At 58.1% G+C, this 12,919-nt stretch carries 10 protein-coding genes and 1 tRNA gene; 1 reads left to right on the top strand and 10 read right to left on the bottom strand.

The window, feature by feature from the left end; all coding sequences use genetic code 11:
* Positions 1-93 precede the first annotated feature (93 nt).
* The 10 genes from AC6RA8_RS08805 to AC6RA8_RS08760 form a co-directional block, all read right to left on the bottom strand.
* Positions 94-183, bottom strand: a tRNA-Ser gene (locus AC6RA8_RS08805).
* A gap of 58 nt (positions 184-241) precedes the next feature.
* Positions 242-961, bottom strand: a complete 720-nt coding sequence (locus AC6RA8_RS08800; RefSeq protein ID WP_500352100.1) for an alanyl-tRNA editing protein — start codon at positions 959-961, stop codon at positions 242-244.
* The gene (locus AC6RA8_RS08795) at positions 958-3,363 is read right to left on the bottom strand and encodes a DUF3772 domain-containing protein (protein WP_500352099.1); all 2,406 of its coding nucleotides are present in this window, start codon (positions 3,361-3,363) and stop codon (positions 958-960) included. Before AC6RA8_RS08795 ends, AC6RA8_RS08800 begins: the two co-directional genes overlap by 4 nt.
* Positions 3,363-4,397 carry a cysteine synthase A gene (locus AC6RA8_RS08790; protein ID WP_500352098.1) on the bottom strand — a complete coding sequence of 345 codons (1,035 nt, stop codon included), beginning with the start codon at positions 4,395-4,397 and terminating at the stop codon, positions 3,363-3,365. The genes AC6RA8_RS08795 and AC6RA8_RS08790 overlap by 1 nt, the downstream gene beginning before the upstream one ends.
* A 68-nt stretch (positions 4,398-4,465) precedes the next feature.
* Complete coding sequence (locus AC6RA8_RS08785; protein WP_500352096.1) at positions 4,466-5,575, bottom strand: NUDIX domain-containing protein; 1,110 nt, start codon at positions 5,573-5,575, stop codon at positions 4,466-4,468.
* A gap of 4 nt (positions 5,576-5,579) precedes the next feature.
* A complete protein-coding gene (locus tag AC6RA8_RS08780; protein WP_500352094.1) occupies positions 5,580-6,020 on the bottom strand; it encodes a TrgA family protein in 441 nt (146 codons plus the stop codon).
* 18 nt (positions 6,021-6,038) lie between these two features.
* Positions 6,039-7,247 carry a class I SAM-dependent methyltransferase gene (locus tag AC6RA8_RS08775; RefSeq protein WP_500352092.1) on the bottom strand — a complete coding sequence of 403 codons (1,209 nt, stop codon included), beginning with the start codon at positions 7,245-7,247 and terminating at the stop codon, positions 6,039-6,041.
* Positions 7,248-7,322: 75 nt separating this feature from the next.
* Positions 7,323-8,717: a cryptochrome/photolyase family protein gene (locus tag AC6RA8_RS08770; RefSeq protein ID WP_500352134.1), complete on the bottom strand. Its 1,395-nt coding sequence runs from the start codon at positions 8,715-8,717 to the stop codon at positions 7,323-7,325.
* 98 nt (positions 8,718-8,815) lie between these two features.
* Positions 8,816-10,042 (bottom strand): aminotransferase class V-fold PLP-dependent enzyme, encoded by a 1,227-nt coding sequence (locus tag AC6RA8_RS08765; protein WP_500352090.1) that lies wholly within the window; start codon positions 10,040-10,042, stop codon positions 8,816-8,818.
* A gap of 101 nt (positions 10,043-10,143) precedes the next feature.
* The gene (locus tag AC6RA8_RS08760) at positions 10,144-11,838 is read right to left on the bottom strand and encodes a BCCT family transporter (protein ID WP_500352088.1); all 1,695 of its coding nucleotides are present in this window, start codon (positions 11,836-11,838) and stop codon (positions 10,144-10,146) included.
* 472 nt (positions 11,839-12,310) lie between these two features.
* Here AC6RA8_RS08760 and AC6RA8_RS08755 point away from each other — a divergent pair.
* Positions 12,311-12,919: BCCT family transporter (locus AC6RA8_RS08755; protein WP_500352086.1), on the top strand; the 609-nt coding region annotated here is incomplete at its 3' end.

Raw genomic sequence — 12,919 nt, 5'->3', positions numbered from 1 at the left:
AACTGCACGTGATCTCTGTTGGGGATAGATAGCGTTTGGGGGCGGCACAAAAAACGTCGACCACAACAACGCAGGTGGAACGCTTGAGAGGAGTGGCGGACAGGAAGGGATTCGAACCCTCGAGACGGTCTCCCGCCTACGCACTTTCCAGGCGCGCGCCTTCGACCACTCGGCCACCTGTCCACCGCCGTCTCTATCCAATTCGGGTATGGGGATGCAAGCAGGTTAAGTACGAATTTTCTTATCCGTCCACATGCAGGTAAACGCGGCGGTTCATCCGCCCCTTCTTTTCGATCTTACCAATGCGCAACGCGCCGATCTCACCCGTCCGGGCAACATGGGTGCCGCCGCAAGGTTGCAGATCAACCGTTGCATCGCCTTCTCCGATGCGGATCAGACGGATCTTGCCAGCCCCGCGCGGCGGTTGCACAGACAATGTCTTGACCATGCTCGGATTGGCATCCAGTTCCGCTTCATCGATCCACTCAGCGCTCACCCGCAGGTCGCTGGTCACATGGCTGTTCAATACGTCCTGAAGGCCGTCACGATCTTCCGGCGCGTCTGCCATATCAAAATCCAACCGCCCACGCTCGGCCCCGATCGACCCGCCCGTTACCCCAAAAGGCAGCGCCACGGACAGAAGGTGAAGCGCCGTATGCACGCGCATATGGGCGTAGCGGCGGTCCCAATCGAGGCTTTGCATGACCGTCGTGCCGACACCAGGCAATGCACGTGGTTCCGCAGGGATAAGAACGATACTGTCACCATCCCCCTTGATCGCAGTTGCGATGCTCAATGCCCCGCCGCCCCAGCTGAGCGCGCCGCTGTCACCCGGCTGCCCGCCGCCCGTCGGGTAAAAGATGCTCTGATCCAGGATTATCCCACCCTCGGGCGTATGACCGGTCACGACACCGCTGGCATCGCGCGTATAAGCGTCGTCGCGGAACAAAGGCGTTGTCATCTGCCATCTCCATCTTCAGCCGGCATATCCGGGTCCATATCGCTTTCTTCCAGATGCGCCTTGGTCGGCGGCGCAGATGGGGGTGTTTTTGTCTTGGGACCAGCCTGCAACACCTCTGGATTACGCAGCCACACATCCCGCTGGGCAAAGGGTATCTCGATCCCTTCTTCTTCGAACCGGGCAGCGATCTGGTGGTTGATCTCGTTCTTGACGGCCAACATCCAGTTCACATCGCGCAGAATAATGCGGATTTCGAAATCAAGGCTGTCAGCACCAAACCCCATGAACAGAACCGCCGGGGGTGGATTGGCCAGGGCCATCGGATGTGCATCCGCAATCTCTTTCAGCACAGCCTCGACCCGACGCGTGTCAGTGCCGTAGGCAACACCGACCGGGATGATGACGCGCCCCACAGTGTTGCCTCGGGTATAGTTCGTAACGGTGCCGGAAATAAGATCTGCGTTCGGAACAATGACATCCGTCCGATCAAAGGTTTCGATCCGCGTGGACCGGACAGAGATCGAGCGGACGTAGCCCATCTGCCCACCCACTTCGATCCAATCGCCTTCAGATATCGGGCGTTCGATCAAGAGAATGATGCCGGACACAAAGTTCGAAACGATAGTTTGCAGGCCAAAGCCGATACCGACCGACAACGCCCCTGCCACGATGGCCAGACTGGACAAGTCAATGCCGGCTGCAGTGATCGCAAACAGGGCAGCCAGAAAAATACCGACATAGCCAAGGCCGGACACAATCGCGACCTGACCGCCGGGGTCGATCCGTGTCTTGGGCAGGACAGACACCTTGAGTGCATTTTGCACGGCGCGCGTGATCACGTATCCGACGGTGAAGACGATAAGGAGTGTAAAGAAACTGCCGGGCGAAATGGTCATGTCGCCGATGGTCAGTCCGGACCGTACCGTTGCCCACACCTCTGTCAGATCGGTGACACGCGCGCCCCAAATCAGGGACAGCGGAATGATCGCCAACAGGACGACCACAAAGCCAAGCAAGGTCGGCACAAGGCTGTCTCGGGCCCCGTCACCCGGCCGCAGTGTTGCATAGGTGTCGCGGATAACACCTTGCAACAGAACCACAATTCCGATCAGGGCAAGCGTGAGGATCATGGGATAGGTCAGGAACTTTGCTGCCGCCCCGAACCCAAGCGCCGCCAGAATTGGGGCGACAAGTCCCACAAGGATGACCACCCGACCAACACTGGCGATGATACGATCACCATAGGGAACTTCCTGATCCGCCTCTTCTGCAGCGTCGCGCACGCGGCGGCGCAGCAGCCAGCCCAGGCGCGTCAGCATCAGACAGGCCAGAATGATCAGCGGGAAGTTCAGAACCGCATCCGAGCCCGCATCGTAACGGTCGAAGTCTGAAAACTCCGCCAGAAGGATGTAGAGCGCCAAAACAATGCCAAGAGTAACGGCATATATGCGCCCCTCAGCCCGGCGACGCGGCGGCACTGTAAAGGACACACGCAGCGCATCCTCCTTGGGAAACAAACGGCTGGCGAGCCAGCGGGCAAAGAAAAGAACCAGCCCCACAACTTCCAACGTGTCCAGCAGCAGATCACCGCGCGGGCCAAAGAGCTGGGTGGCGCGTACCGCGCGCACAAATGCAATCAGCCCCAACATCGGGAAAAGGATTTGGCCAAGGGACACAATGAACCCAGCCACCCGGGCACCTGACCGGGTATCCGACCTTTGAATACGGACGGCCAGCAATTCCGACCAATACCGCGACCGTGCTAGAAGCACGACGCCAACGATCAGCAAAACGGCGATAAGCGGCAAGTTATCCCGGGCATTCGAGCGGCGGGATGGATTATGCCATGCCTGCCGCACACCAGCGACAATGGCAATCATCGTGTCCTGCGCATGGCGCATCGCACCGGGCCAGTTGGCTGGATTGACCGGCCATGGTCCCATGTTCAGCAGCGCGTCGGTTTGGCGCTGGCGCAGGATGTCATCAATCTCGGTGATAACTCCGTTGGCACGACTGAACGCCTCCTCTGCTGTCCGTCGCGGCGTGCTCAGCCGCTCAAGCTGTGCGTTCAGTTCGGCGCGGCGATCCGCGATCTCCGCGGCCTCGTCCTGACCGTCCTCCGGCGCAGGACCAAGCGCTGCAATCTGATCGCGCAGGGTTTGCAGGCGGCTGTCATTGGCATTCAGCTGGTTTTGAAACTGCTGCCGCCATCCGGCGACCTCTGCCCTCAGTATTTCAAATGCCTGGTCCGAGGCGCGGGCCGCTTCAACCGCCTGTTCCGCACGGGTCGCCGTGTTTTGCCACCGTTCGTAGTCTGGTCCGTCAGCTTGCGCGACTGCAAGCGTTGCCAGCAGCGCCAGACAAACGGATAGAAGCGCAGCGCGTAGCCACGTCAGACCCATCATACATCCTCAAAGACGCCGGGAATACTTGAAGGACCTTGCTCAAGCCATTGTGGTACCGGCAATTCTTTCTCCCGCAAGAACTCAGGATTGAACAGTTTGGACTGATACCGCGTGCCAAAGTCACACAAGATGGTGACAATGGTATGGCCCGGCCCCATATCCTTGGCCATACGAATGGCACCAGCCACGTTCACGCCCGAAGACGCCCCAAGGCAAAGTCCCTCATGCTCCAACAGATCAAAGACGATGGGCAAAGCTTCGGCATCCGAAACGTTGTAGTTGAAATCAGGCGTCAGCCCTTCAAGGTTTTTGGTGATACGCACCTGCCCGATCCCTTCGGCAATCGAACTGCCCTGCATCGCGATCTCGCCGGTGGTGTAGTAGCTGAACAGGCCCGCGCCATCTGGGTCCGCCAAACCGATCTTGACGCCTTTCGGCTGCAACACCTCGGCCACCCCTGCCAGCGTACCGCCGGAGCCAACAGCGCAAATGAACCCGTCAACCTTGCCATCTGTCTGTTCCCATATCTCGGGCGCGGTCGTGTCGATATGGGCCTTGCGGTTTGCAACATTGTCGAACTGGTTGGCCCAAATGGCACCATTCGGCTCCGTCTTGGCGAGCTCCTCGGCCAAACGACCGGAATAGCGCACAAAGTTGTTCGGATTGCGATAGGGCGCGGCGGGCACCTGCACCAATTCGGCACCAGCCAGACGCAGCATGTCCTTCTTTTCCTGGCTCTGTGTCTCAGGAATAACGATGACGGTTTTGAATCCCATCGACGCGCCGACCAGCGCAAGGCCAATGCCAGTATTGCCTGCGGTCCCTTCGACAATCGTACCGCCCGGGCGCAGTTCGCCACTGGCCACCGCCTCCTGTATAATGGACAGAGCCGCGCGGTCCTTGACCGATTGACCGGGGTTCATGAACTCGGCCTTGCCCAGAATCGTGCATCCAGTCTCTTCGCTGGCGCGGCGCAGCTTGATCAGAGGCGTGTTTCCAATGGCCGAAGCCAGATCAGGCGCGTAACGCATGGGCGAGTTCCTTTTGTCATTCACGAAAGGTGTAACTGTGGTATCCGGCGACCTCAAGCCGCGTTGGGTCACACAGAAGCGCGCAAACGCGCACGGTGGCGCGCCAACCAATAGGTGAGCAACGCCAGCGGCGCATTGGCAACCCGGCGATCATCGGCCATCTCAAGCAGATCAGTAAAAGACAACAGGTGGCTGCGGATGTTTTCGCCCTCATCTTGCTGACCACCAATACCGGCACTGCCATCAGGCAAATCACAGATCCCGACAAACAAGTAGAAAAAGTCGGTCGCCGCCCCGGGCGAGGCATAACACTCACCGGCAGGCTCAAGCGCTTGAAAAGCAAGTCCCGCCTCCTCGACCCCTTCCCTGCGCGCGGCTTCTTCCGCGGTTTCACCCGGATCAATCAATCCGGCAACAGGTTCCATTTGCCATTGCACGGGGTCGTTCCGACCGATTGGACCCAGCCGAATCTGTTCCACCAGCAAAACCCGATCCCGCACCGGGTCATAGGGCAATACGATCGCTGCATCGGACGAGACAAAGACTGAGCGTTCGATTTGTTCAGACATGTCGCCGCCAAAGGTCTCATGGCGCAGCGCCACCTCATCCATAGCAAAGAAGTTCGTGTGGCCACGAGTCCGCGAAACAATATCCACGCGCCCGTCCAAAACCCCCTGCCCGTGTCGCCCCGATTGCGCCAGAACCTTGCTCCAGGCACGTGCACGTATACGCGGAAACCGGCGCGCCACCTCGTCGGCATCCAGTTTGCCAAAACCGTCCATGACCTCCTCGGCGGCCCAGACAGTCATTGCCCCCCAACGCTTTTGCCACTCAGAAAAGTCCCAGACTTCGTCAATGGATGAAACCATTGCGCCCGGAATGTAGACATCCGCTGCCTCGCCCGAGGTCAGCGTAACGGATCGCAACTCGTAATCAAAACCACCCTCGTAATAGTTCAGTCGCCCAAACTCCTCGGCCGCAATGCCACGCACAATAGTACCTGGTGTTTCGGCGTCGGCACGTTGACGCAGAACCGGGTAATGCCCCTCCGGCTCGGACAAAGCGATGTAGTCATGCAAGGATGCCGGGGCCAAATCAATGCTATCGCCGGGCCGCCCCAGAACACACTCAAGAAGCGGCACGTGTTGTAGCGTGCCATAGCAAAACAAACTGTTCATTGTCTTACCGCCAGGTGCGCCACGCATATTCTGTCAAAACACCCGTGATTACACCGCCGATAAACAATGTCGCCCAGATGGGCACCGTACTCATCAAAATCGCCCACTCTGATCCGATCTTGAAAATCGCCGTCAACGCCTCAAACGCGCCATCGTACCGGTTCTTCATCGCGATACGAACCATCTCGTTGCACGACTGAACGAACAGCGCCCAGAACACCATGACGATCGGACCAGTGAGCCCGACATTGATCGCCGATGTGATCCCACGCCCCGCGCGCGAGCCGATCACCATCCAACCGGTGATCGCCCCGACTACGATGTTCACATAGGTAAACCAGCCGAAATTCGTGTCTTCCTCGAACAGTGGCATGATCAGGCCCGACACGACAAAGGCCAATACAGCAAGGCCCAAGGCGGCCACTAACTTGGCTGCGTTAGGCATTCTCTTGGTCTTTCATGGCTATCCAGGTCGTTTGATCGTGATCTGCGTTACATCGCAGTTGGCACTTTCAAAGGTCGCCGCGCAAGAGGTCAGGTAAAAATTCCACATTCTGCGAAACCGGTCATCAAATCCCATATCCGCAATCTGATCCCACTTCTGGTTGAAAGTCTCATGCCAGCGTCTGAGTGAGATGTTGTAGCTTTGGCCAAACTCGATAGACCTCTCGACACCGAGACCTGCCTTGGTGATCTGCTGACGCAGAACCGATGGGCTGGGCAGCATACCACCCGGGAAAATATACTTCTGAATGAAGTCCACGCCGCGCTTGTAGACCTTCCAACGGCGGTCCTGCACGGTGATGATCTGCAACGTGGCATTCTTGCCGGGTTTTAGGCGCTCTTTGACTGTTTCAAAGTAGACGGGCCAGTATTTCTCGCCCACGGCCTCGAACATCTCGATCGAGGCGATGCCGTCATAGGTGCCAAGTTCGTCTCGATAGTCCTGTAGTTTGAAGTTCACAACATCGGAAAGCCCTGCTTTTTCAATGCGGTCTTGCGCATACTTAAACTGCTCTTCGCTGATGGTCAGACCGGTGACCTTCAACCCACGTTCCCTGGCCGCATATTCCGCGAACCCGCCCCAACCACACCCGATCTCGAGGATATGATCCCCGGGTTGCGCACCCATCTGGTCCACCATGCTGGCGTATTTCGCGATCTGCGCCGCCTCATGGCTTTCCTGCCCCGTCTCAAACAGGGCCGATGAGTATGTCATCGTGTCATCCAGCCACAAACCATAGAACTCGTTGCCCAAATCATAGTGATAGCTGATATTCTTGCGCGCCTGCTCGCGGTGGTTGCGTTGCAGCCAAAAGCGGAACTTCTCGAACCGGCGCACCAGCCCCATACCGGGAAACCCATCATAGATGTCGTCGTTGTCGGCATGAACCCAATCCATAAACGCTTGCAGGTCCGGGGTGCTCCACCACTCGTCCAGGTAGGCATCGCAAAAACCCAAGTCACCCTCGCGGATCAACCGGGCAAACAAGTCACTGTTGTGGATATGCACCTCTGCCACCGGACCGGGTTTCGGTCCCTCGGCTCGGAAGTGGCGGCCATCCGGCAGGATGAAATCCACCCGGCCATTGTTCATCCCCTGCGCCATGCTGAAAACACGGGCGAAATAGCGTGGCAAGCCCGTTTGGCCGTCAGTCGTAGTAAGGATCATGCACGCTCCCCGTTCGCGTTTTTGTCAAGTTAGCTTGACACATTAAGCCGCGCAACCATGCGCACGCGGTTGTCATCAGAAATTACGGTTTTCATAAGCACTTAGCGCTCGTTTCCGCCCTTCGTCCGCAGGCACAATCGGGCTTGGATAGGTGTCATTGGGCGACAGGTTCCACGACCGCGGGATCGCATCGAAGTACGACAGTGCCTCAGCCGCAGGATTGCGCCGTCCTTCGGCAATCCAACGACTGACATAGTCACGGTTCTTGTCGAACTTATCTAGCTGGGTCACCGGGTTGAACACACGGAAATAGGGCGTAGCATCCGGGCCCGAGCCTGCAGACCATTGCCAGCCCATCGCGTTGCTGGCCGGATCCCAGTCGATCAGACAGTCATCGAACCATTGCTGGCCGATCCTCCAGTGGGTCATCAGGTGCTTGCACAGATAGGATGCCACGATCATCCTGCCCCGGTTATGCATACGGCCGGTTACATACATCTCGCGCATGGCGGCATCGACGAATTGAATACCGGTCCGGCCCTGCTTCCATGCGAGGACCTGTTCAGTTTCATCCTCGTTCCAGGGAAAGCCGTCCCAATCTTGCTTCCAGTTGCGATCCACGATGTGGGGGGTGTGATGCATCAGGTGATATGCAAACTCACGCCAGACCAGCTCCTTCAGGAATACCTCTGCCCCGGCTTTACCCTCATGCAAAGCCCGCATGCCAGCGTGCCAACACTGGTGCGGGCTGATTTCACCGAGAGCCAGGTTTTCCGACAGGTTTGACGTGCGATCTTCGGCCGGGATATCCCGGCCCTCAACGTAACCGGCGACTCTGGTGTCGATAAAATCGCCAAGCCGTGACTGTGCCGCGCCTTCACCAAGCCGTACATGGGGGCGAACCACATCTGCGCCGCGGTTCATCGCGGCGCCGAGGTTCCAGTCGGCCAACTCCTCACTCTCGGGCCAGGCATCAGGCGCTGAAATGCGCCCAGGCTCAGACAGCGGCGCATCAACGTCCCGGTCTTTTACGGATCGCCAGAACGGCGTGTAGACTTTGTAGAAACCGCCAGTCTTTGTCTCCGCCGTCCACGGTTCAAACATCAGGTGACCGCCGAAGCTGCGTGCGTCGATCTCGCCGGCCTTCAGGGCCGATTTGACCGCTGTATCGCGCGCCACTGCCTGCGGATCATACAGACGAGACCAGTAGACCGCCCCTGCCCCGGTTTCGGCGATCAGCTTTTGCAGGACATCAAGCGCATCGCCAGAGCGGAAGATCAATCTGCTGCCTTTGTCAGCAAGAGACTGGGCAAGATGTTGGACGCCCAGGCCCCAACGCCATTTTGGCGCAGCACCCAGATTGTCCACACTGGCATCACGGATCACGACCGGAATGACGGGCCGGTTGCTGTCGCAGGCCGCCTTCAAAGCCGGATGATCGCTCAACCGCAGATCGCGGCGAAACCACATGATGATCGGTGTGCTGCTCAAGGCCCCGTTTCCTTTTCTTACCGAGGCTTACGTAGGACGTGCTCCGATGGATCAAGTTGTCGCAGGTTGCCTTTACGTCAAAGCACCGCGTCGAGGGCCGTCAACAACTGATCAATCTCTGCATCATTCGTGTAGTGCGTGAAGCTCAGGCGTAAAACACCCTGGTCTGGGTCAACTCCCATGGCTTGAAGCGCCCGGACAGCGTAGAAATCCCCACCTCCGGCCATGATGCCATGATCCGCCAGTTGGGCGGCCGCTGCGACCGGGTCACGGCCCAAGTCGAGCGCCACGGTGGGCGCACGGGTGGCCGGGTCCGTGGGACCTATGACACGCAGATCATTACGGTCTTTCACGGCATTCATGACCTTGGTCAACGCCTCGACTTCTCGGGCGCGCATGAGGTCATGCACAACTTGTCCCCGCGGGGACACTTGTGTGTCAGCACCGTTTGTATGGTGATCGTAAAGCGCGTCGACATAATCTGCCATGCCCGCACATGCGGCCACTTGAGCATGATCAGGCCCAGCGGGCGTGAACCGTTTGTAGAGGCTGTCAGCGTTGAAATAATGCCCCTGGTTTGGCAGCAGCTCTGCCAAAGCCCGCCGGATAACCATCAGACCCTGATGCGGACCGTAGGTTTTGTAAGCCGAGAACAGGTAGATGTCCGGGCCAAGATGACCAACATCCGGGAACCCGTGCGGCGCGTAACTGACGCCATCCACACAGACAAATGCCCCGGCAGCATGGGCCAGCGCGGTGATCTCGGTCACTGGATTGATCTCTCCCACCACGTTTGAACAATGGGGAAAGCAGACCAACCGGACGTTTTCGTCCAGCAGGTCTTCCAGCGCTCTGGTGTCCAGATGGCCGCTGCCGGGATCCATCTGCCATTCGCGAATCTCGATGCCCCTGTCTGCCAAACGACGCCAAGGGCCTGTGTTGGCCTCGTGATCCTGATTGGTCACCACGATCGCTTCGCCCGGGTGCATCATCTCGGCAAAGGCCTGCGCAAGGACATAGGTGTTCTGCGTGGTCGAGGGTCCAAAACTCAACTCGTCCGTATCCACCCCGAGGATGGCGGCCATACGCACACGCGCCTCGTCCATCTCTTGCCCGCCCAGCCGCGACGCCTCGTAATCGGCATAGGGTTGCACCTTGCGCTGCGTGTAAAAGCGAAACAGACGTTCAATGACTTGGCTGCAAGTATAGCTGCCACCCGCATTTTCAAAGAAGGCCTGCCCCTGAAGAGAAGGTTCGGCGAAAGCAGGGAACTGCGCGCGCACAAACTCAAGATCAAGGGTCATTGGCCGGTCCTCCGTCTGGACATGAAAAAGGCCCCAACCGGATGGTCAGGGCCTTTCGATGCTATCCCAGTTGCCCCAAAGGACAACTGAAAATTCAGGCTTTATTCGGCCGGGGACAGACCATTGCCCGTTGCACCCGGAATTTCCGAATGCACAGCAGGCACGCCTGCGGCCTCACGACGACCATCGTTGTAGATGGCCTTGATCAAAGCCAGGCACATCAGCGCCATCACGATGGAGAACGGCAGCGCGCCGATCACCATAGCAGTCTGAATGGCCCCGGTCCCGCCTGAGATCAGCAAGCCCGCCACAACAAGGCCAAGGGCTGAACCCCAGAACAGGATGTGGGGACGCGCCTTGGGACCTTCGTCGCCAGCGGCGTTGATGGTGTTCACGATCAACACGGCAGAGTCCGCGGACGTCACGAGGAACGTCATCAGCAGAACCACGATCACAACCGCCATGGCCCAGGCCAGGAATTGTGCAATCGGTGCTAGCATAAACTCGGTCATGGCAAAAATCTTGTCGCCATTGGCCGCATCCAGGATCAGACCATTTGCATCGCCGTTCAGTTCCAAGTCGATGGCTGTACCGCCGGCCCAGGAGAACCAGACAAAGCACATCAGCGACGGAACGATCATGGCACCCAGCACGAACTCGCGGATTGTCCGACCGCGCGAGATTCGCGCCAGGAACAGACCCACGAACGGTGCGAAGGCGATCCACCAGGCCCAGTAGAACACTGGCCACCAGCCTTGCCATTGTGCCAGCAGGAACGCTTCGGATCCTTCGACACCGTCAGATGCGTAGACGTTGAAGCTGAGCCATGGCAGCGCGATCAGGTAGTCCCAGATGCCGACAAAGAAGGCCGCAGCACCAAAGAACGTTGCCCCGAACAGGATGAAGAAGCCGAGCAGGAAGATCGACAACACCATGTTGATGTTGGACAGCCACTTGATGCCCTTGCCCACGCCGGACAGCGCCGACAGGGTTGAGGCGCCCATGATAACCAACAGAGCCACGATAATACCCAGCGTGGTTGCAGAACCGCTCTCCTCCATAAGGCCACCGATCCCGATACGTGTCAGACCAGCGACGAACTGTTCCACACCAAAGCCCAGCGTCTGCGCGACCCCTAGGATCGTCGCAACAACGGCCACGATGTCGATCAGGTTTCCGAGGAAGCCCGACAGCTTCGCCCCAAAGAGTGGCGTAAGTGACGAACGGATCGTCAGCGGCAGGCCGCGGCGGTAGCTGAAGAACGCCAATGCAAGGCCTGCGATGGCATAGCAGGCCCAGGCACCAAGACCCCAGTGCAGGAACGACCAGACATAAGCCTCGCGCACGTTGTCCTCACCCAGCGCCGTTGTAGCACCCTGAATGACCGACGGGTTGTTCTTGAAGTGCGCCACCGGCTCGGCCACAGCCCAAGTCAGCATGCCAACGCCGATCCCGGCGCCAAACATCATTGAGAACCACGAGAAGTTGCTGAATTCGGGCTTCTCACCCGGCTGGCCCAGGTTCAAGCGTCCAGCAGTTGGCCAGAGGGCAAGCCCAAGACAGACAAGCACGAAGAACGTGACGACCCAGATGTACCAGGCGGCAAAGTTTTCCAGAATGACGCTGTTCCAGTCGCCCAGAATCGTGCCCGCCTCGGTCGGCCAGACGATACACCAGACGACGAGCATACTGATGATGATCTTACTGATGACTGCAACGTTGACGCTGAACCCTCGATAAAACCCCGAGTCGGCGGTTTTGATCGGAAGCTCCGTCAATGGTGGTTGAATTGACATGGTTACCTTCCTGTTGTCGTTTTTATGACAAGAGGAAAGCACGGGTGGACTTATAAACGAAGTGTTAATTACTACCGCACAGGTCGCATTGGACACCAGAACGCCGTTTTTGTTTCTGATATGAAAAAAGGACGGTTGATTTTCAAAAATGGCGCCGCTGTGTGCATCGAAAACCGCCATTTCGCCCCTCAAAAGCGTCTCATTTTTTGAGATTCGCGGTGTTTGCGGTTGCCGAAGCGATCAAGAACGGCCTCGCAGGTTGGACGCAATGACCGCTCAAAAGCGTCAAATCACACCGGTTTGCTGTCGCTGATTCACCAGTATTCGGCCTGAACCCTGTCACCCTAAATGCACGCTCTGCGTGAACTGCGGACGACGGGTGTCGTTTTTAAACCATACGAAATGATGACCCATAGCTGGTGCCGACGTCACACAAGATGGCAGGCCAACTCAGAAACAGGGAGCCAATCTCATGGCGATAAAGGAACCGTTCACGGACCTTGATATCAACACACAGGAGTCAGGGTTCTACGAGGGCTACAGCCTTCCCATCGCTCTCAAGTCCAAAGCGATCATGGTTGCGCTGGTCTTGTGGGCCATCATTTTCCCGGTCAGTGCCAACGGCACTTTGGATGATTGGAACTGGGCGTTGTTGCAGGGCTTCAATGCATTCTACATCATCTCTGTGGGTGCATTTGCGTTCTTCCTGTTTGCCCTCGCCATACTGCCCACGGGCAGGCGAAAACTAGGCGGCGTCGATACAGTCCCCGAGTTCTCCAACTTCTCGTGGTTCTCAATGATGTTTGGCGCCGGGCTTGGTGTAGGGCTTATGGTCTTTGCGACAGCTGAGCCGCTGGGGCTATGGGGATCGAACCCTGTCGTTGTTGCGGGCAACGTCGAGGGCAATTCGCCCGAAGCCTTAACATCCGCCTATCGCTACACCTTCCTGCACTATGGCTTCCATGCCTGGGCAATCTATGTCGTGACGGGCCTGAGCCTTGCCTACTATGCCTACACCCGCGACATGCCCCTGACGATCCGGTCTGCGCTGACCCCGCTTCTGGGGAAAGTCGCCAACGGA

It is taken from the genome of Tateyamaria sp., assembly GCF_059783535.1.
Note: the sequence above shows the minus strand (reverse complement) of the source record. Positions and strands in the feature narration are given on the sequence as shown.